Here is a 19,388-nt window from a genome sequence, read left to right as displayed (position 1 = left end):
ATTTTCAAATCTAAAGGAACTTGATTTTAGAATCGAATATTTTTTTACAAAATCAGAAATAAATCATTATATTTGATTGAATTACAATTTATAATAAAATGAAAAATATATTATATATAACGGGATTAGTTTTAATATTAACTTCAATTTTATTAATCTTAGAATTTTCTGATTCTAATAGAATGAGCTTAATTGCAGGAATGATTTTGCCAATAGGATTAGTATTTAACATTTTAGGTTTTACTTTAAAAACTAATCCACTAAAAGAATAATTTAATATTCTGCCATAAATATTAAATCGAAAAGCCAATTGCTCTTAGAAACAATTGGCTTTTTGATTTATTTTTTAATATCTATTTTCTCTCGCTCTTTATCTTCACTCACTTTGTAAGCTTTCAAGACTTCGCGAACAATTTTGTGTCGAACAACATCTTTATCATCCAAATAAATAAATCCGATATCTTTTACATCTTTCAATATATTAATCGCCTCACGTAAACCAGATTTTTGTTTTGGTGGTAAATCGACCTGACCAGGATCTCCTGTGATAATAAACTTAGAATTTTTTCCCATACGCGTCAAAAACATTTTCATCTGAGCATAGGTTGTGTTTTGCGCTTCATCAAGAATTACAAAAGCTCCGTCCAAAGTTCGACCACGCATAAATGCTAAAGGTGCTACTTCTATTACCCCTTTTTCGGTATAAGACGAAAGTTTTTCGAACGGAATCATATCTTTCAACGCATCGTACAAAGGTTGCAAATATGGATCTAATTTATCTTTCATATCACCTGGTAAAAAACCTAAATTCTCGCCAGCTTCTACGGCAGGACGTGTCATAATAATTCGGCGAACTTCTTTGTTCTTTAACGCTTGTACCGCCAACGCAACAGCAGTATAAGTTTTTCCCGTTCCAGCAGGCCCAATTGCAAACACCATGTCTTTGTTGTAAACAGTTTGTACCAGCTTTTGTTGATTAGGCGTTTGAGGTTTGATGATTTTACCATTTACACCGTGTACAATAATTTCGTCTTCTTTTTTTATTTGAAGCATTTCATTATTATCTTCGGTCATAATAATTTCGAGTTCGCGATCAGATAGTCGATTGTATTTGTGAATATGCTGAATTACTCGTTGCATTTTTTGGTCAAATACTTTCAGAACATCTTCATTTCCAAATACTGTTAACTCTCTTCCGCGAGCAACAATCTTTAATTTTGGATAATATTCTTTGATTCTTTTTAGATGTTCATTATTAGCACCATAAAAATCTTGAGCATTAATTTCGGCTAATTCAATATTAATTTCTGTCAAATGAGATCGTTTTTTTGGTTCACTTACGCAAAAATAAAGAATAATAAACAATATATTTGCTAATTATTAGAGAATAGTGGCAATTATTACATTAACATCGGATTTTGGAGTCAAAGATTACTTTGTTTCTAGCGTTAAAGGCGCAATTCTAAAAGAATTGGCCGATGTTACAATTGTAGATATTTCGCATCATGTTAATCCCTATGATTTATCTGAAGCTGCCTATATCATTCGTAATTCTTACGAAGAATTTCCCGACGGAACTATACATATTATTGGAATTAATGCCTTAAGTACGCCTTATCAGAAGCCGATTTGTGCATTAATCAATCATCATTATTTTATTTGTGCAGATAATGGAATTTTATCCTTGATTTGCCAAAAAAATCAACCAGAAGAAATTTACGAAATCACTGCTTATCCAGAAGGAATAGACAGTTTATTTCCAATGAAAAATTGTTTTGTACCAGTTGCATGTCACTTGGCGCGCGGCGGAGTTCCTGCTCTTTTAGGGAACAAACGTACCGAAATGAAGCAATTGAATGAGTTGAAACCAATTTATCGCGATGATAAATATATCATAGGAAATGTGATTTATATTGATCATTTTGGAAATGTTGTGAGTAATATTTCGAAAGATTTTTTCGATGAAATTGCACAAGACAGAAAATATAAAATTTTGCTTCGTCAGAAAGATTTCTCGATGACCGATATTACTGTTATTTATGAGCATTACAACGAAGTTGTACAAGATTTTAACAAAGAAGTGCAAGCTTTTGGACGAACATTGTGTTTGTTTAATTCGGCAGGATTTTTAGAAGTTACTTTATACAAGAGTAATCCAACAATATCAGGAGGTGCAAATCAGTTAATGGGATTAAAGAAAAACGATACAATTACAATTGAATTTGAAAATTAACGCTGAGAAAATTTAGTATTAGAGAGTTTACAATAACTATATGACTTATAATTATTTAATATACAAAGCAATACACGTTATCTTCGTGGTAAGTTACTTTGCTGGTTTATTTTACATTGTTCGTTTGATGATTTATCATACAGAAACGCAACAAATGGAAGAACCAAAAAAATCAATTTTGCAGGATCAATATACCTACATGGAGAAAAAATTATGGAATGTAATTACCGCTCCTGCTTTGGTTATTTTGATTACAATGGGATTGAATATGCTTTACAAAAATCAAGGTTTATTACAAATGCCGTGGATGAAAAGTAAATTAGGAATGATAAGTGTTTTATTAATTTATCATTTTTGGTGCTGGCGAACGTTGAAACAAATCCAAAATAAAGTTTTCAAATACACTTCTGTTCAATTGCGAATGATGAACGAATTGGCGACTATTTTATTATTTGTTATCGTGTTTGCTGTGATTCAAAAAACAGATTTTGGTCAAAATTGGTATTGGTCGATTGTCAGTTTCTTTGGTTGTGGTATACTACTTATGCTTATTGTGCGTTTAATTAATCGTAATAATAAAAAATAACATGTGGACAATCTTCAAAAAAGAGTTTTCCAATTTTTATTTAGGCTTCAACGCTTATTTAGCAACCGCAACATTTGTTATCGTTTCGGTTTTGTTCCTTTGGTTTTTTGATAACGAATTCAATGTTTTCAATACTGGAAATGCTTCTTTAAGTAGTTTTTTCTTTGTTGGACCTTGGATTTTTCTATTCATGATTCCAGCTTTAACGATGAAATTAATCGCAGAAGAGCAAGCAAACGGAACACTATTGTGGTTATTCACACTACCTATAAAAAATAACCAAATTATTTGGGGCAAATATTTAGCAGTCGTTTCAGTTGTTGTTTTTTGTTTACTTTCAACTTTCTTGTTCACTATTACGTTGCAAGAATTTTTGATGCCCGAACAAGAATTAGATTACGGAACAATTTTTTCTGGTTATTTAGGACTTTTCTTTCTAGGAAGTTTATTCGCCGCAATTGGTTTATTTACTTCATCTATTACCAAAAATCAAGTAATGGCTTATGTTTTGGCGGTTTTCTTTTGCTTCATTATTTTTTATGGATTCGAAAGTTTAGCGTCATATAATTTACTTGGTTCGATGGATTTCTATGTTCAAAAAATTGGAAGTTTTACACATTACAACCAGTTTTTGAAAGGAATTATTGACACACGAGATTTACTTTACTTTTTGATTTTGATTGGAATCTTGAATCAAATTTCAATTGTTAATCTTGAAAATAAAAAATAGTGCCATGAAAAAATTAAACAAAAAACATCTAATTACTTTCATCGCATTTATCGCGCTTTTTATCATTGCTCAATTTTTTTATACGCGAATTGACATGACGAAAGACAAACGTTTTACGTTAACTTCTACAACCGAAAAGTTAGTAGAAAATGTAAAACAACCGCTTAAAATTGAAATTCTTTTGGGTGGAGATTTAACAGGTGATTACAGAATTTTGAAGAACGAAATTCAATTTTTATTAGACGAACTTCGCGAAAAAAATAGTAATATTTCTTATTCTTTTGTTGATCCTGTCGATTTAGAACAAGCCGAATTAGAGCAAAATAAATTAGCTCCAGTTCCGATTAAAACCGACAAAGGAATTTTAAATGTTTATCCGTATGCAAAATTAACTTACGGCGACAAATCAACTTATATGGAGGTTTTGGTCAATGATCCTTCTACTCCATTCGAAAAGTTAGCGTTAGCTTCAACAGAAAAATTAGAATATTTATTTGCAGAAAAAATTCAGAAATCAACCAATTTTGAGCGCAAAAGAGTTGGTTTTATCGTTCATCATGACGAATTACCAGAAGTAAATATTCAAGGATTAGGTTCTGCTTTGTCAGAAAAATATGATGTTGAGATCTACCTTAATCCAATAGCAAACAAATCGTTTACTTTACAACCTTCTGATTTGGATAGTTTGAAACGTTTTGACGCCTTAATTATCGCAAAACCTACATTACCTTTTTCTGATATGGATAAATTGGTTTTGGATCAATATATCATGAATGGTGGAAAAATGATGATGGCTGTGGAAACTGTCGATGCTGAAATGGATTCTATTTTCCGAAGTGGAAAAATCGTTGCTTTTCCAAGAGATTTGAAGTTAAATGATTTCTTATTCAATTATGGTGTTCGTATTCATCCAGCTGTTATCAAGGATATGAATGGGGCGCAAATTGTTTTGGCTGATGGTGAAACTGCAGGAAATACAAGTTACAATTATTACAATTGGCCTTATTTTGAATTAGGAATTAAAGGTGAAGAAAACCCAATTACAAGTTCGATCGATCATGTTTTATTTCAATTTGCGAATCCAATCGAGTTATTAAAAAATCCAAATATTAAACAAACCGTTTTGTTGAGTTCTTCTGAACAAACAAGTTTGAAACCTGCTTTAAATTATATTCAATTAAACGAAGTCGAAATCGAAAATCCTGAAGAATATAAAATGGGTAAAATTCCGATGGCAGTTTTATTAGAAGGGAATTTCAATTCGGCTTATGCTTCGCGTTACGAACGTAAAGAATTTCCGAATTTCAAACCGAAAACTACCGATGGTAAAATGATTGTCATTTCGGATGGAGATGTTTTGAAAAATGCTTTGTGGAGAGGAATTCCGATGCAATTAGGTGAAAATAAATTTTCGGTTCGACCAGATAATCCAGATGGAAAACCGAAAACATACGCTAACCAAACATTTGTAATGAATGCGATGGATTATTTATTAGGCGATTCTGATTTCTTGGCTTTACGTAATCGTAAATTAGAGATTCCGTTGCTAAGTGAAACGACTGTTTTACAAGAAAAATCTACTTGGCAAATGATGAATCTACTTGTTCCAACTGCTATTATTGGCTTGTTCGCTGGAATTGGATTTTGGATTAGAAAGAAAAGATATTCATAATGATGAGTTATTAATTATGAATGATAATTCTTCAATAAGAGTTAGATTCTCATTATTAATAAGCTATATAATATTCTCATTCATTTTTTCCTTGATGAAAAAACGAATCAAAAAAATCAAGACTTTAAATCTATCTGACTAAAATTAAATTTCATTTCGGAAATGAATTAAATGTTTCGCATTCGCTCACTAATTCATTTTAATCCTTCATTCAATTTAATTTCTTAAAGTCATAGATTTGATGTCATTTTCTTTTAATTATTAATTAGATGAAAAAAATAAGTGCAATAGGGACTGAAATAAAAATCCTTTTTCTTCAGAAAAAGATTGGAACGAAAAGTCCGCCCGAAGGGATTGCCCGAAAACTAAAAAAACCTCTCAAATTTTGAGAGGTTTTTATATGTAAAGTTGTGACGATTTTACTCTAAGTGCATAAACGCTTTTTTGCTCAAAAGGCGCTCCTCGCTTTCTACGTGGTTATCATCAGGTACACAACAATCCACCGGACAAACTGCCGCACATTGTGGTTCTTCGTGGAAACCTTTACATTCAGTACATTTATCGGGAACAATGTAATAAACCTCATCACTCACAGGATCTTGCACCGCATCAGCATCAAAAGTTGCGCCGTCTACGTTTACAATTGTCCCGCTAAGAGAAGTTCCATCAGAATATTTCCAATCTACCGCAGCTTCATAAATCGCGTTATTTGGACATTCTGGCTCACAAGCTCCACAATTTATACATTCATCTGTAATAATTATAGCCATTGTATCTGTTTTTTTATTTCCTACATTTGCAATTACAAAATTACATTTAATTTTCAAAAAAAATGACATTTGAACAAAGGATTTCAGCATTTAACGAATTGGGGCAGTTTTTTAATTTTATTATAAATAATGATTCAATTAAAGACGCGGAACTGACAGAAAAATTCGAGAATTGGAAAGAAGAAGCTGAATATGCGGTGAGCGATGCAGAAGCCTACAACAATTGGTTTACAAAAGATAATATTACGTTAGCCTTGAAAAGTTGGGCAGAAGCTTTAACGGAAGAAAATTTATTGGCTTGGACGAAAGATTATCCATTTGCTGAAATGCCAAAAAATGTTGGAATTATAATGGCAGGAAATTTACCTTTGGTTGGTTTTCATGATTTGCTTTCTGTTGTTATTTCTGGAAATAATGCGTTAATCAAAACCTCATCTAAAGATGATAAATTAATCAAATTAGCGATAAAATATTTGTATTCGATTGATGAAAATTTCAAATTGATTATTCAAACTGTTGAACGATTAGAAAATTTTGATGCAGTTATTGCAACTGGAAGTAATAACACGGCACGTTATTTTGAACAATATTTTGGAAAAGTTCCTAACATTATTCGTAAAAATAGAACTTCGGTTGCTGTATTGAATGGTTCGGAAACTGATGAAGAATTGAAAAAATTGGGTAACGACTTATTCATTTATTTTGGATTAGGTTGCCGAAATGTGACGAAACTTTATGTAAAAAATGAAGCACAATTACCAAAAATATTCGAAGCTATTTTTTCTTGGGGTGATGTGATTAACCATCCTAAATATGCAAATAATTACGATTATAATCGTGCAATATTTTTGTTAGGAAAAGATGAATTTTTAGACAATAATTTTGTTCTAATGAAAAAAGATCCAGCTTTACATTCTCCTATTGCAGTTGTAAATTTTGAAGTTTATAAAGATATAAATGATGTTAAAAATTATTTGATCGAAAATGAGAATCAAATACAATGTGTGGTTGGAAATGATATGAAAGATAATCCGAATTATGTTGAATTTGGCCAAACTCAATTTCCGAAATTAACTGATTACGCCGATAATATTGATACGCTGAAATTTTTGGCGGAGTTATAAAACTAAAAAACCTTCACAAATTTGTGAAGGTTTTTTATTATTCTTTAAAATTTAGTCTTAAATCTTTATATGGATTAATAGTTTTATTAAAACCTTTGAAAGAATTTAGACTAAAATCTCCTACTTTCAATTTAATATCAATTTTAACATTTGTTTCTTTACCTAAATCAACATTTAATTTCGAAAACACAGAACTTTCTTTTAATATCCATTTATCTTGATATGGTCTGAATTTATAACTTATTTCAGCTAAACCTGAATATTTATCTTTCACTTGAGTTGCCTTCGAAATAAAATCAATAACTGCAAAAGTAGACTTATCTATTGTTAATAAAACTTGCTTTGTTTCATTTTCTAAAGTAATTACATAAACTGTATTTTCTGAATATTTTGAAACCAACAATTGATTAACAGTATATTTGTTTTCAGAAATATTATTGAGTATTTGCTTTAAATTTTTCCCAATTGAAATATTTTTAAAATAATCACTTAAAACTATATAAACCTTTCTATCTCTTTTTACATCAATAATTTTATTTGGTTCTTTACTTGATTTTATCTTCAAATTATCTTTATTAAATTTAAATTCTAAATCCAAATTAATATACTCTCTTTCTAAACTATCATAATGTACATCTTGAGTAAAATCAACTAAATAATAATACTTTTCGACATTATAATTTGCTTCATAATTATCGATTACTTTTTTCAGAATATCCTCAACTTTTAAATTAGATACAAAAGCCTCTTTTAGTTCAATTACATTAATTTTTTCAAGTTTAACATTCAAATCAGCTTTCAAATCAGCTACTTTAATAATTACATCTTGATAATCTTTTTTGGAAATAATTAATTCATCTTTTCCACTAACATTTGATAAATCTACAACTACCTTCCCTTCCATATCAGAAATGAAATTCTTTGTCGAAGTTTTAAAATAAATATCCGCGTCATCAAGAGGCAAATTATCAAAATCTAAAATTTTAAGATTAATAATTTGTGCATTAAGCGATATTGAAAATATTATAAATAAAAAAAATAATTTCTTCATAAACTTTATTAATTAACTAAATATAAGTTATTTGATTTTAAACAAAAAGTATCATATCTAAAAAGAAAATGATACTTTCTGTAAATAAAATTAACTATAATTAAAATGTTGCTGCTCCAGCAGTTTCATTTTCTAATTTTCGGTTGATATTTGTTTTCTTACCTTTAGCAAAATCAAAGCTCAAACCAACAACAAACATCGATTTGTTGTCCCAAATTTTCCCTACACGAGAATAATCCACATATTGTTTATCCATCGTTTTTTGCTTGTAAGTCGATGGCATTCCAATCCAATACATTCCAGTAGAAAAAGTCCAATTATTGTACTTATAACTCGCAAAAGCATGGTTCATGTTTTCTTGTGTATACAACTAAGCTCCGCCCAACGTGTAATACGGAATATTAAATTGATAATCTACACGAAAGTTTTTGTAAACAGATGATAATGCAAAATAATTTCCGATATAATCATTCTTCAAAATTCTACCATCTTTCGTTTTAAAACGCTCTGTTGCTGGTGCTATATTTACTTTAACAGCTAAAATATCTGTTCCGAAAGGTTTGATAGAACCTGTAATTTGAACACCGTAACGTTGCGAATTTTGAGCATTTTCGTACGTTAATTTATACCCTTCTACATTTCCATTAATGATATTTTGCAAATACAATTGATTAATCGGATCTTTTGTATAATGATAAAATGCATTTGTATTTAAATCAAAATATTTTGAATTGAAGGAATAAATTAAATTATTTCCAAACGATTTCTGAATAGTTAAATACGGATTTCCTTCTTGTGTAATATTTTCCACAACCTGAATCACGTTTTTACTCAATGCTGAATTCCAAGGACTTGTTGGCTTATATGAACTTGAAAAACGTAAATTTTAATTCTTCGCTAATTCATAACCCAATACTAATTTTGGCGTAAACGTCCACGTATCTGTGTTTGTATCTTCATTCTTGTTATGAACATTCGTTAATCCAACACCTAAACGATACGACAGTTTTTTCGCTTTTCCAGAATATTCAGAATAGATATATTGTTCTAAATAATTTACTTTATTATTCGAAAGACCATTTAAGTTTTCTAATTTATTATCAATTGAATTATTCGAAATTCGATAACCAGAATTTAATTTTCCTTTCTCGAAACTATGTGTGTGCGCTATTTCTCCTACAATTCCTTTTTGATCAGCTTCTAAATTTGTCAAATAATTATATTGTTCCGCACCTGATAAAGTTTCCCATTCGCGCGTTTCGTCAATCGATTTAGTTGTATACATCGATCCAACTACATTTAAACTTAACTCATCTTTCTTTCCTAATTTTCTCGAATAATAAAGATCTAATGTTGGTTTTGAATAATTAGAATTAGAATGTTTGTAGGTTGAATGATTCTCTAATAAACTATTTTGATAGAACAAACTTGTGCCATTCGCATAAGCAAAACTCGAACTGATATTCATATCCAACTTTGCTTGAAAAGCATATTTATCCGAATCCGAATTGGTATATCGTAATGCAATTGTTTGATTCGTATATCCAAAATATTCGTTGCGCTGATTTTCTGTTCTGTAATGAATATTATTTAAGTTATAATCATAAATATTCATCGAAGTACGATCCTTATAATCTCTTAGATAGATGTTATACTCTAATCCAAAGTTATTTTTTCCTTTCGTAAAATTCGCATAAGCAGAACCATTTATAAAACCTGTTGTAAACGCCGAAGTGAGATCCGCTCCGTACACATAACCATTTTCTGGATTTCGTGTAATCAAATTCACCACTTGATCTGCACGATTTGCATAACGCGCTGGCGGAATATCAAAATACTCAACACGTACCACATCTTGCGGTTTCACGGCACGAATTTGATTATCTGTTGCTTCAATTCCATTAATCAACAACAAAGTCGTTCCCCCTTTTGTACTCTGTATCGTATTCGAAATTGGATCAACTTGTAATTCTGGTAACGTATTCAACAAATCTTTTGCGTAGCGCGCTTTCTCCAACGCTTCTTTATCAAACGTATAAACTGCTTTGTCCGCAAACATTTTTTTGCGTTGCGATTGAACTAAAACTTCTTTTATTTCGATTGGATTATAGTCGGTTGAATCTTGCTTTTCTTCTTGTCCAAAAGCAAAAATTCCTGACAATGTAACAGCAAGTACAAAAAATTTCTTTATGGTTAATTCTTCAATTAAGAGTTAGTGTATACTTAAATGACGCATGAAGAACAAATAAGTTACATAAGAATTGCAATTATTTTTGATAACTTTACGCTAAACAAGATTTTTGAGTTTGAAAAAATTATTTCTTTTTATCGCACTTTTTACAAGTTTCAATTTATTATATGCGCAAGAACAAGCCGAACGTTCGTTGACAGAATATCGTGTCGAAAGTTTCCAAACATCTTTGGTTGCGAAAAAAATGCTATACGATTGGTTTGGAAAATGGGACAATGTTTTGTACACTAAAAACAATCAACCGTTGTTAGTTTGGTCAAATAAAAATATCATTAATGAATCAAATGAAACCTTCACTTTGATTGCATCGAGTGTAGAAAATGATGAAGAAATGTACGGAACTGTTCAAGTTTTGACAAGTAAAAAACAAGATGCTTTGGCGAAAGATTCTCCTTTTAGAGAATATTTAAACGAGTTTTTAAAAACCATTTCGAAGAAAGAAAATAAAAACAAAAAGTTTTATAAAGAATATATTAAGGTGATTTATTAAAACTATATCATAAAAAAATCCTTCAAGAAAAACTTGAAGGATTTATATTTTTATAGGAATTAAATTTCTTAATTATTACGTTTGAAGAAAGAATCGACAAACTCCATTTTATTGAAAGCTTGCAAATCATTGATTCCTTCACCAACACCAATGTATTTAACTGGAATCTGAAATTGATCTGAAATCCCAATTACTACTCCTCCTTTTGCTGTTCCATCTAATTTTGTAACCGCTAAAGAAGAAACTTCTGTTGCTTGTGTAAATTGTTTCGCTTGCTCAAAAGCATTTTGACCTGTAGAACCATCTAACACTAATAGAACTTCGTGTGGCGCATCAGGAATTACCTTTTGCATCACACGTTTTATTTTAGTTAACTCGTTCATCAAGTTAATTTTGTTATGCAAACGTCCTGCTGTGTCAATCAAAACAACATCTGCATTTTGCGCAACTGCCGACTGAATGGTATCAAATGCAACCGAAGCAGGATCAGAACCCATCGCTTGTTTTACAATTGGTACACCTGCACGATCCGACCAAATTACCAACTGATCTACAGCTGCCGCACGAAACGTATCTGCCGCACCAAGAACTACTTTAAGTCCTTGAGATTTGAACTGAGAAGCCAATTTACCAATCGTCGTTGTTTTTCCAACTCCATTTACTCCGACCACCATAATAACATATGGCACATCTTTCTTTGGAATCGAAAAACCATTTGTATCTTCGATATTATTCTCGGAAAGTAAGCCTGCAATTTCTTCGCGAAGAATTAAATCTAACTCAGAAGTCGAAACATATTTATCACGCTCTACGCGTTCTTCTATTCGACGAATAATTTTGATCGTTGTTTCAACGCCGACATCAGAAGAGATCAATACTTCCTCTAAATCATCTAAAACCTCATCGTCTACTTTAGATTTACCTACTACAGCGCGACTGATTTTATCGAATAGAGAAGTTTTAGATTTTTCTAATCCTTCATCTAATTTTTCTTTGCTTTCTTTACCTAATATCTTTTTGAACCAACTCATTAATAAGCTAAATTTCTTAAAATTTTGTACGAAGATACATAAAATATAAGGAAATAAAAAAGCCGCCCTGAAAACGAGGCAGCTCAATTAACCTTAAATATTTTTTGTTAAGGAGATGATTTGATTATTTCGTGAAGAAAGAATCTGCTTCATCAGCGTTAACTACTTTTTCAACAAATACGTAAGCTCCAGATTTTGGAGATTTTACCATTTTGATAACTTTGGTCATTTTTTTAGACCCAGTTTGTAGGGTTGCTACCGTTTTCTTTGCCATCGTCTAAAATTTTATTATTTAATCTCCTTGTGAATTGTATACTTTTTCAATACTGCGTTGTATTTTTTCAACTCAATACGATCTGGAGTATTTTTTTTGTTTTTAGTTGTGATATAACGAGACATTCCTGGCATACCACTTTCTTTATGCTCTGTACATTCTAAAATAACCTGTACTCTGTTTCCTTTTTTTGCCATGGTGTCTTAAATTATTTGATTAAACCTTCTTTACGTGCACGTTTAACAGCCTCATCAACTCCTAATTTGTTGATTGTTTTTAAACCGTGTGCAGAAACTCTTAATGTAATCCACTCACCAGTTTCTGGCATAAAAAATCTCTTTTTGAACAAATTCACTTCAAAAGTGCGTTTTGTTTTATTATTAGCATGAGAAACATTGTTTCCCACTAATCTCTTCTTACCTGTAATTTGACAAATTTTTGACATCTTATTTTGTATTGTCCTATTTTAAACGGAGTGCAAAGTAACAAATTATATATTACTTATACAACTCTTTAGGTTATTAATTTTATATTTTTTTCTTATTTTGTTTATATAACAACTTCTGCGCAAGAGTATAAGCCAAGATAATTCCCATTATCAACAGCGCTATCCTCGCGATTACATCGCCATATTTTGTATAAAACGTTAATTCACTATTCATTAAAATTGTACCATTTAAGGCACCCTGCTCTCCATATGGTAAAGACTTCATTATATCTCCTCGCTGATTAACGAAAGCCGAAATACCTGAATTTGCAGATCTAACGATAGCGCGTCTATTTTCAATAGCTCTCAAATTACCATATAATAGTAATTGACGATGACCATCGGTAGAGCCCCACCAAGAATCGTTGGTCATTGTGAATATAACATTTGCGCCTTCTCTCACATATTCTGTCGTATAGTCTCCGTAAATAGATTCGTAACATATAACCGGAGCAACAGTAGCGTTGTTTGTTTTATTCTTGAAAACAGAACGATGAGGTTGAATCCCCAACGTTTTTGTTGTGCCGCCAAAGTTAAGCATAAATTCTCCAATAATTGGCATTAAAATGTTTCGATATGGAAAAATTTCTACTCCAGGTACTAATTTACTCTTATGATAAACTTCTATAGAATCGTTTCCACTTATCTGCAAAGCCGAGTTATAAGCGTCGTACCACGTAATTCCATCTCTCATAACAGATGCCGTTTCCGATGCTAAAGATTGCATTGGATAAATTCGCATGATAGATGCTCCTGTTACAAAATGTAAATCTTTTTTGGTTTTTGTCCATTGCTGAATGTCTTGTATAATTAAATCATCATACATATTATCAAAAATCAAGGCAGATGATCCAGGTACGGCAGTTTCTGGTGCAACAACAAATTGAGTTTTTGGTTGAATATTTTTCAATGCCAATTGTTTCAATTCGTCATAAATCTGCAAACCATCTTTCATATACTTTTCGTTGTAAGGATCAAGATCTGGCTGAAGAACTAACACATCAAGCGCTTTTCCTTTTTCTTCGTAATTCGCATAAATAATGTAAGAAATACCAATTGGAACAGCGATTAATAATCCAGCGTAAATACCTAATTTGTTTAGATATCTCATTTCTTTCTTATTAATATAAGCCGTCAAATAATAGAATACTGTAATATTAACTAACCAAATCCAAAGTGCTCCTCCAAAAGTTCCTGTGTACTCGTACCATTGCACCCATTCGTAATATTTTGCAAAACCATTTCCAAGGTTAAACCAAGGCCAAGTTAGTTCCCAATTCAAGGTTAGTTTGTCAAAACTCATCCAAATCGCAGGAAGAAAAACCAATCCATATAGATTACCAGCTTTGGTTTTAACGAAATGATACAACTGAAAAACAATTGACATAAACAAGGAATTCGCCACAACTGGAATCAAATAAGCGCTCCACGAATTGTGCAAATCTCCATTCGCGTCCGTTTCTTGTGCATAATGCAACCACCAAATTACAATCGCATTCCAAATAAAGAAAGCTAAAAACGAAAGTCCGAAAATTTTGCGTCCTTTTTTCTTGAATTCTGCGCGTTGCGTGATTTGATGTTCTGCCAACATCAAGGGTACAAATCCTATAAATAATAACAATGGAAAGCCGTGCGATGGCCAACCTGCTGTTAATAATAATCCCGATAAGATTGCGTATGCAATATATTTTTTCATGTCACAAATTTATAATTTCATCATTCAATAACCGATGATATTTGTTTGGAATATTTTATAAATCATTTTGGATGAGAACCTGAAACAAGTTCAGGTTGACTTTCCTTGTCATGTTGAACTCGTTTCAAGTTCTCATTCAGTTTTAATATATAATATGCGTATCGATATAATAATTTGGATTAATTGTTACATCAATCGCTTTTGTAATTGTTAAATTATTGATTGTTTGCCAATTAGTCGTTGGATTGATGGTGAAATCAGAATCTTTCAAACGTAAAGGCATTGCAAATCCATCCACAACGTTTGTATAGCGATATTCAACTTTGTTTCCATTTTGTTTAAGTTCTAAAGTCGGTACTTTAACTGTTCTTAAATATTGATTGAAAAAAGCGTTCAGATTTAAACCAGAAAACTTCGCAATATAATTTTCGATTTGCTCTGTAGTTACAGTTTGATGATAAAATTCTTTATTTAATCCACGTAACATTTGTCTAAATTTTTCATCATTATTCATCCACGTTCTCAACGTGTGAATCATATTTGCACCTTTATAGTACATATCACCACTACCCTCTTGGTTTACACCATACACGCCGATAATTGGAATATCATTTTGAATTGCCTTTCTCGTTCCACGCACATATTCGCTTGCAGCTTCTTTTCCATGATAAGTTTCTGTGAACAACGTTTCCGAATAAGCCGTAAATGCTTCGTGAATCCACATATCTGCCACATCTTTTTCGGTAATATTATTCCCAAACCATTCGTGACCAGCTTCATGAACGATGATAAAATCCCATTTTAATCCCCAACCAGAACCTGATAAATCACGACCTAAATAACCATTCTCAAATTTATTTCCGTACGCAATTCCAGATTGATGTTCCATTCCCAAATGCGGCGCTTCAACAATCTTGAAAGAATCTTCGTAAAAAGGATAAGGTCCAAACCAATATTCGAAACTTTTCAACATTAATTTTGCTTGTTCAAATTGCGATTTTGCTTTATCTATATTATAATCTAACACATAATAATCTAAATCCAATTTACCTTTTTCACCTTCGAAAGTATCTTTGAAATTGACATAATGTCCGATATATGGAATAATGTTATAATTATTGATTGGATTGACAACTTTCCAAACATAAACATCATTATTCTTTCTTTTAGATTGTTTTTTTAATCGTCCATTACCAACTCCTACCAAATTTTTAGGTGTGATAATTTCCAATTCCATTCCATTATCTGGTTCATCTCCTAAATAATCTTTGTTCGGAAACCAAGCACTCGCTCCTAATCCTTGCACCGCAACAGACATCCAATCGCGGCCTTTTTCATCTTTTGTAAAAATCCAACCGCCGTCCCAAGGGGCTCTCTCTGCAACACGAGGATTTCCGTTATAAGATAAATTTAAAACATTTTTTTTCTTATAAACTTTTGGTGTTTTAATAAAGTAAACATTACCTTCTCTTGTCAATTCAACCTTTTTTCCATTTAATTTTGCATTAGTAATTTGCATTGGTTCTTGCAAATCAATCTGCATTATGTTTGGATGATTTTCTTTTACAATATCAAATTCGATTTCAACTACACCACAAATGGCTTTATCATCACACTTAGGCTGAACACAAACATTATAATGTTTAACATCCCACCAATTTCGGAATTCATTATTCGTTCCGCGAAGCGAATCTTGTCGCGTAAACTCTTGTTTGTTATTAAGTACTTGTGCATTTGTTGTTATCGAGATCAAGCCAAGTAATAGTACTAATTTCTTCATAGTCATTTTTAAAACATATCAAAAATAAGATTATATATTTGATAAATAAGCCAAAAAACTATGATTACAGAAAAATTTAAAGAAAGAATAAATTATTTAAAAAATAATCATTTAATCGTTGAAGCATTGTACGAAATTTTAGATGAATTAAAATTAAAACATAGTGCTTTTACAGGTTTTACGTTTCGAGAAGAAATCGATCCGAAAGGTTTTTTATTGACTGCAGAAGGCGAAGAAAAAACTGGAATTACGATTCGTGTTCCACGCAATACCTTAGATTTTGATTTAGTATTACTTTCTAATGTTTTGATGCACGAAATGGTACATGTTTTTCAGCGTTCGGGTGAAAATCAAATTGAATTGCGAGAAGAACGCGAATGGCAAGCATATACAGAAATGATTTTTCATAAACGATTTCCAAATGTTCCACCATTGACCGATTTTTACATCAAGCAGTTTGGCGAAAAAGCATTGACGTATTACAACAGAATGCCCGATGACATGAAAACGAAATATGCAGATGAAAAAACTGATTTAGAAAAAATTCTACAAACAATTTACGACAAAGAAAATAAACCAAAAGAAGAACCAAAACTTGAAAATAATACTGAAACAATTTCTTGGCAAGATTTCGAAAAAGTTGATATGAGAATTGGAACAATTATCAGTGCAAATGATTTTCCGAAAGCAAGAAATCCTGCTTATCAATTAGAAATTGATTTTGGTCCGTTAGGAATCAAGAAAAGTTCGGCACAAATTACATCGCTTTATACAAAAGAGGAATTGATTGGAAAACAAATAATTGCTGTGGTTAACTTTCCGAAAAAACAAATTGCCACTTTTATGAGCGAATGTCTCGTGATGGGCGTTTATGGAAATAATAAAGATGTTATTCTTTTGAATCCCGAACGAAAAGTAGAAAACGGAAGTAAGATTGGGTAATATTGAGGTTGAGACTAAGACTGAGATAAAATTTAAGTATAACTTAACGCTGACATTTTATCAACCAATAAACTGACTTTTTTATCGATAAATAATCAAATCATTAATCATAATCTGACAACCTGACATCTAAAATCTATTGGATGTCATTTTTTTTATGTTGGCACAAAGATTGACTATTTATTGTAGCATCATTTTTGATGATGTATAAAAGTTTAAAAATAAATCATTAATAATATAAAAAATAACTAAACAATATGAGCAAAATAATCGGAATCGACTTAGGTACAACGAACTCTTGTGTTTCTGTAATGGAAGGTAGTGAGCCAGTTGTAATTCCAAATGCAGAAGGTAAAAGAACTACTCCATCTATCGTAGCATTCGTAGAAGGAGGGGAAATTAAAGTTGGTGATTCAGCAAAACGTCAAGCTGTAACAAACCCAAAGAAAACGATTTATTCTATTAAACGTTTCATGGGAACTAAATTTAATAATGATGCAGATGAAATCGGTCGTGTTCCTTATTCAGTTGTAAAAGGAAACAATGATACGCCAGTAGTTGATATTGATGGACGTAACTATACTCCACAAGAAATTTCAGCAATGATTTTACAAAAAATGAAAAAAACTGCTGAAGATTATTTAGGACAAGAAGTATCAAGAGCGGTAATTACTGTACCAGCTTATTTTAACGATGCTCAACGTCAAGCAACTAAAGAAGCCGGTGAAATTGCAGGTCTTAAAGTAGAACGTATTATCAACGAGCCTACTGCTGCTGCATTAGCTTACGGATTAGACAAAGCAAACTCAGATAAAAAAATCGTTGTTTACGATTTAGGTGGTGGTACTTTCGACGTATCAATCCTAGAATTAGGTGACGGTGTATTCGAAGTATTATCTACAAACGGTGATACTCACTTAGGAGGTGATGATTTTGATGATGCAATCATCAACTGGTTAGCTTCTGAATTCCAAGCGAAAGAAGGTGTAGATTTGAAAAAAGACGCAATGGCTTTACAACGTTTACGTGAAGCTGCTGAAAAAGCTAAAATCGAATTATCTTCTTCTGCTCAAACAGAAATTAATTTACCATACGTTACAGCTAACGAAACAGGACCAAAACACTTAGTAGAAACTTTAACTCGTTCTAAATTTGATCAATTAACAGAAGATTTAGTACGTCGTTCTATGGAACCTTGTAAAAAAGCGTTATCTGATGCAGGTTTATCAATCAACGATATCGACGAAGTTATCTTAGTTGGTGGATCTACACGTATGCCAAAAATCCAAGAAGAAGTAGAAAAATTCTTCGGTAAAAAACCATCTAAAGGAGTTAACCCAGACGAGGTTGTTGCAATTGGCGCAGCTATCCAAGGAGGTGTTTTAACAGGTGATGTAAAAGACGTATTATTATTAGACGTTACACCATTATCTTTAGGTATCGAAACTTTAGGAGGAGTATTCACAAAATTAATTGAAGCGAATACAACAATTCCAACTAAAAAATCTGAAGTTTTCTCAACTGCAGTTGACAATCAACCAGCAGTAACATTAAGAATTGGTCAAGGAGAGCGTCCATTATTCAACGATAACAAAGAAATCGGACGTTTTGACTTAGTAGATATTCCACCAGCACAAAGAGGTGTTCCTCAAATCGAAGTAACATTTGATATTGATGCGAATGGTATCTTGAGTGTATCTGCAAAAGATAAAGGAACTGGAAAAGAGCAATCAATCAAAATTGAAGCTTCATCTGGATTATCTGATGCTGATATCGAAAGAATGAAAAAAGAAGCGCAAGAAAATGCTGCAAAAGACGAAGAAGCAAAACAAAAAATTGAAAAAGTAAATGCTGCTGACGCGTTAATTTTCCAAACGGAAAAACAATTGACTGAGTACGGAGATAAAATTCCTGCTGACAAAAAACAACCAATTGAAGAAGCTTTAGCTGAGGTTAAATCTGCTCACGCTGCTCAAGACGTTGCTGCAATTGATACTTCTATGGAAAAATTGAACACAGCTTGGAATGCTGCTTCACAAGAAATTTATGCTGCAATGAACGAAGGTCAACAAGGTGGTGCGCAAGCTCAACCAGGAGCTGATCAAGGTCAAGCAAAAAATGATGGTGTTGAAGACGTAGACTTCGAAGAAGTTAAATAATAGAAATTTCATTTATCAATAGGAAAGCCTCGCATTGCGAGGCTTTTTTGTATCATATTAGTTTATTGTTTATATATTAAATTATTGTATATTAATACCCGTTGTGCATTTT

20 protein-coding genes and 1 pseudogene are annotated in these 19,388 nt (G+C 31.7%); 9 read left to right on the top strand and 12 right to left on the bottom strand.

Translation table 11 applies throughout. From position 1 onward, the window contains the following. Positions 1–98: 98 nt before the first annotated feature. Positions 99–272 (top strand): hypothetical protein, encoded by a 174-nt coding sequence (locus tag B4G36_RS00495; RefSeq protein ID WP_280037895.1) that lies wholly within the window; start codon positions 99–101, stop codon positions 270–272. A 67-nt stretch (positions 273–339) separates the two neighbouring features. Here the strand turns inward: B4G36_RS00495 and B4G36_RS00490 are convergent, their stop codons facing one another. Continuing rightward, positions 340–1,314, bottom strand: a complete 975-nt coding sequence (locus B4G36_RS00490) for a PhoH family protein (RefSeq protein ID WP_115001971.1) — start codon at positions 1,312–1,314, stop codon at positions 340–342. A 76-nt stretch (positions 1,315–1,390) separates the two neighbouring features. Here B4G36_RS00490 and B4G36_RS00485 point away from each other — a divergent pair, with 76 nt between their 5' ends. From B4G36_RS00485 to gldG, 4 genes are read left to right on the top strand one after another with little or no spacing between them, the layout of a single operon-like run. Continuing rightward, the gene (locus tag B4G36_RS00485) at positions 1,391–2,233 is read left to right on the top strand and encodes an SAM hydrolase/SAM-dependent halogenase family protein (RefSeq protein ID WP_114999051.1); all 843 of its coding nucleotides are present in this window, start codon (positions 1,391–1,393) and stop codon (positions 2,231–2,233) included. Positions 2,234–2,273: 40 nt separating this feature from the next. Continuing rightward, on the top strand, positions 2,274–2,819 hold the full coding sequence (locus tag B4G36_RS00480; RefSeq protein WP_114999049.1) for a CopD family protein: 546 nt from the start codon (positions 2,274–2,276) through the stop codon (positions 2,817–2,819). A 1-nt stretch (position 2,820) separates the two neighbouring features. Next, entirely contained in the window at positions 2,821–3,549 is a 729-nt protein-coding gene (locus tag B4G36_RS00475; protein ID WP_219034141.1) for an ABC transporter permease subunit, read from the top strand. Between the two features lie 4 nt (positions 3,550–3,553). Beyond that, on the top strand, positions 3,554–5,221 hold the full coding sequence (gene gldG, locus B4G36_RS00470) for a gliding motility-associated ABC transporter substrate-binding protein GldG (RefSeq protein WP_291061191.1): 1,668 nt from the start codon (positions 3,554–3,556) through the stop codon (positions 5,219–5,221). 419 nt (positions 5,222–5,640) lie between these two features. On the opposite strand, the gene B4G36_RS00465 is transcribed toward gldG, so the two are convergent. Continuing rightward, positions 5,641–5,991, bottom strand: a complete 351-nt coding sequence (locus B4G36_RS00465; RefSeq protein ID WP_114999046.1) for a 4Fe-4S dicluster domain-containing protein — start codon at positions 5,989–5,991, stop codon at positions 5,641–5,643. Between the two features lie 62 nt (positions 5,992–6,053). On the opposite strand from B4G36_RS00465, the gene B4G36_RS00460 reads away from it, so the two are divergent. Beyond that, on the top strand, positions 6,054–7,115 hold the full coding sequence (locus B4G36_RS00460) for an acyl-CoA reductase (RefSeq protein WP_291061189.1): 1,062 nt from the start codon (positions 6,054–6,056) through the stop codon (positions 7,113–7,115). 37 nt (positions 7,116–7,152) lie between these two features. On the opposite strand, the gene B4G36_RS00455 is transcribed toward B4G36_RS00460, so the two are convergent. From B4G36_RS00455 to B4G36_RS13935, 4 genes and pseudogenes are all read right to left on the bottom strand, one after another. Continuing rightward, positions 7,153–8,166, bottom strand: a complete 1,014-nt coding sequence (locus B4G36_RS00455) for a hypothetical protein (RefSeq protein WP_291061187.1) — start codon at positions 8,164–8,166, stop codon at positions 7,153–7,155. A gap of 100 nt (positions 8,167–8,266) precedes the next feature. Further along, positions 8,267–8,518 (bottom strand): hypothetical protein, encoded by a 252-nt coding sequence (locus B4G36_RS13945; RefSeq protein ID WP_312193835.1) that lies wholly within the window; start codon positions 8,516–8,518, stop codon positions 8,267–8,269. 18 nt (positions 8,519–8,536) lie between these two features. Continuing rightward, positions 8,537–9,007 (bottom strand): annotated as a pseudogene (locus B4G36_RS13940) (TonB-dependent receptor); the annotation flags it as partial. A 45-nt stretch (positions 9,008–9,052) separates the two neighbouring features. After that, positions 9,053–10,327, bottom strand: a complete 1,275-nt coding sequence (locus B4G36_RS13935) for a hypothetical protein (protein ID WP_312193832.1) — start codon at positions 10,325–10,327, stop codon at positions 9,053–9,055. A gap of 145 nt (positions 10,328–10,472) precedes the next feature. Between B4G36_RS13935 and B4G36_RS00445 the strand changes: the two genes are divergently transcribed. After that, positions 10,473–10,907 carry a hypothetical protein gene (locus tag B4G36_RS00445; RefSeq protein WP_291061185.1) on the top strand — a complete coding sequence of 145 codons (435 nt, stop codon included), beginning with the start codon at positions 10,473–10,475 and terminating at the stop codon, positions 10,905–10,907. A 68-nt stretch (positions 10,908–10,975) separates the two neighbouring features. Here B4G36_RS00445 and ftsY read toward each other — a convergent pair whose 3' ends face one another. The 6 genes from ftsY to B4G36_RS00415 form a co-directional block, all read right to left on the bottom strand. Beyond that, positions 10,976–11,938, bottom strand: coding sequence for a signal recognition particle-docking protein FtsY (gene ftsY, locus B4G36_RS00440; RefSeq protein WP_219034146.1), 963 nt, complete (start codon positions 11,936–11,938; stop codon positions 10,976–10,978). 124 nt (positions 11,939–12,062) lie between these two features. Continuing rightward, entirely contained in the window at positions 12,063–12,212 is a 150-nt protein-coding gene (locus B4G36_RS00435; RefSeq protein WP_084106961.1) for a DUF4295 domain-containing protein, read from the bottom strand. Between the two features lie 14 nt (positions 12,213–12,226). Beyond that, positions 12,227–12,409 (bottom strand): 50S ribosomal protein L33, encoded by a 183-nt coding sequence (gene rpmG, locus B4G36_RS00430; RefSeq protein WP_038337065.1) that lies wholly within the window; start codon positions 12,407–12,409, stop codon positions 12,227–12,229. 11 nt (positions 12,410–12,420) lie between these two features. Further along, the gene (gene rpmB, locus B4G36_RS00425) at positions 12,421–12,657 is read right to left on the bottom strand and encodes a 50S ribosomal protein L28 (RefSeq protein WP_038337064.1); all 237 of its coding nucleotides are present in this window, start codon (positions 12,655–12,657) and stop codon (positions 12,421–12,423) included. Between the two features lie 82 nt (positions 12,658–12,739). After that, the gene (gene lnt / locus B4G36_RS00420) at positions 12,740–14,395 is read right to left on the bottom strand and encodes an apolipoprotein N-acyltransferase (protein WP_291061183.1); all 1,656 of its coding nucleotides are present in this window, start codon (positions 14,393–14,395) and stop codon (positions 12,740–12,742) included. Positions 14,396–14,537: 142 nt separating this feature from the next. Further along, a complete protein-coding gene (locus B4G36_RS00415; RefSeq protein WP_038337061.1) occupies positions 14,538–16,175 on the bottom strand; it encodes a M1 family metallopeptidase in 1,638 nt (545 codons plus the stop codon). A gap of 615 nt (positions 16,176–16,790) precedes the next feature. Between B4G36_RS00415 and B4G36_RS00410 the strand changes: the two genes are divergently transcribed. Together B4G36_RS00410 and dnaK are read left to right on the top strand one after the other, a co-directional pair. After that, the gene (locus B4G36_RS00410; protein WP_291061193.1) at positions 16,791–17,117 is read left to right on the top strand and encodes a tRNA-binding protein; all 327 of its coding nucleotides are present in this window, start codon (positions 16,791–16,793) and stop codon (positions 17,115–17,117) included. Between the two features lie 257 nt (positions 17,118–17,374). Beyond that, complete coding sequence (dnaK, locus tag B4G36_RS00405) at positions 17,375–19,276, top strand: molecular chaperone DnaK (protein ID WP_291061180.1); 1,902 nt, start codon at positions 17,375–17,377, stop codon at positions 19,274–19,276. The last annotated feature ends 112 nt before the right edge of the window (positions 19,277–19,388 follow it).

It is taken from the genome of Empedobacter sp. UBA3239 (assembly GCF_002362875.1).
Taxonomy (GTDB): Bacteria; Bacteroidota; Bacteroidia; order Flavobacteriales; family Weeksellaceae; genus Empedobacter; species Empedobacter falsenii_B.
This window is presented reverse-complemented; position numbering and strand designations above follow the sequence as displayed.

Excerpts from the sequence above, each read along its gene's own strand:
- B4G36_RS00495 (WP_280037895.1), top strand. The coding sequence starts at position 99 with ATGAAAAATATATTATATATAACGGGATTAGTTTTAATATTAACTTCA.
- B4G36_RS00480 (WP_114999049.1), top strand. The coding sequence starts at position 2,274 with ATGACTTATAATTATTTAATATACAAAGCAATACACGTTATCTTCGTG.
- B4G36_RS00475 (WP_219034141.1), top strand. The coding sequence starts at position 2,821 with ATGTGGACAATCTTCAAAAAAGAGTTTTCCAATTTTTATTTAGGCTTC.
- gldG (WP_291061191.1), top strand. The coding sequence starts at position 3,554 with ATGAAAAAATTAAACAAAAAACATCTAATTACTTTCATCGCATTTATC.
- B4G36_RS00465 (WP_114999046.1), bottom strand. The coding sequence starts at position 5,991 with ATGGCTATAATTATTACAGATGAATGTATAAATTGTGGAGCTTGTGAG.
- B4G36_RS00460 (WP_291061189.1), top strand. The coding sequence starts at position 6,054 with ATGACATTTGAACAAAGGATTTCAGCATTTAACGAATTGGGGCAGTTT.
- B4G36_RS00455 (WP_291061187.1), bottom strand. The coding sequence starts at position 8,166 with ATGAAGAAATTATTTTTTTTATTTATAATATTTTCAATATCGCTTAAT.
- B4G36_RS13945 (WP_312193835.1), bottom strand. The coding sequence starts at position 8,518 with ATGAACCATGCTTTTGCGAGTTATAAGTACAATAATTGGACTTTTTCT.
- ftsY (WP_219034146.1), bottom strand. The coding sequence starts at position 11,938 with ATGAGTTGGTTCAAAAAGATATTAGGTAAAGAAAGCAAAGAAAAATTA.
- B4G36_RS00435 (WP_084106961.1), bottom strand. The coding sequence starts at position 12,212 with ATGGCAAAGAAAACGGTAGCAACCCTACAAACTGGGTCTAAAAAAATG.
- rpmG (WP_038337065.1), bottom strand. The coding sequence starts at position 12,409 with ATGGCAAAAAAAGGAAACAGAGTACAGGTTATTTTAGAATGTACAGAG.
- rpmB (WP_038337064.1), bottom strand. The coding sequence starts at position 12,657 with ATGTCAAAAATTTGTCAAATTACAGGTAAGAAGAGATTAGTGGGAAAC.
- lnt (WP_291061183.1), bottom strand. The coding sequence starts at position 14,395 with ATGAAAAAATATATTGCATACGCAATCTTATCGGGATTATTATTAACA.
- B4G36_RS00415 (WP_038337061.1), bottom strand. The coding sequence starts at position 16,175 with ATGAAGAAATTAGTACTATTACTTGGCTTGATCTCGATAACAACAAAT.
- dnaK (WP_291061180.1), top strand. The coding sequence starts at position 17,375 with ATGAGCAAAATAATCGGAATCGACTTAGGTACAACGAACTCTTGTGTT.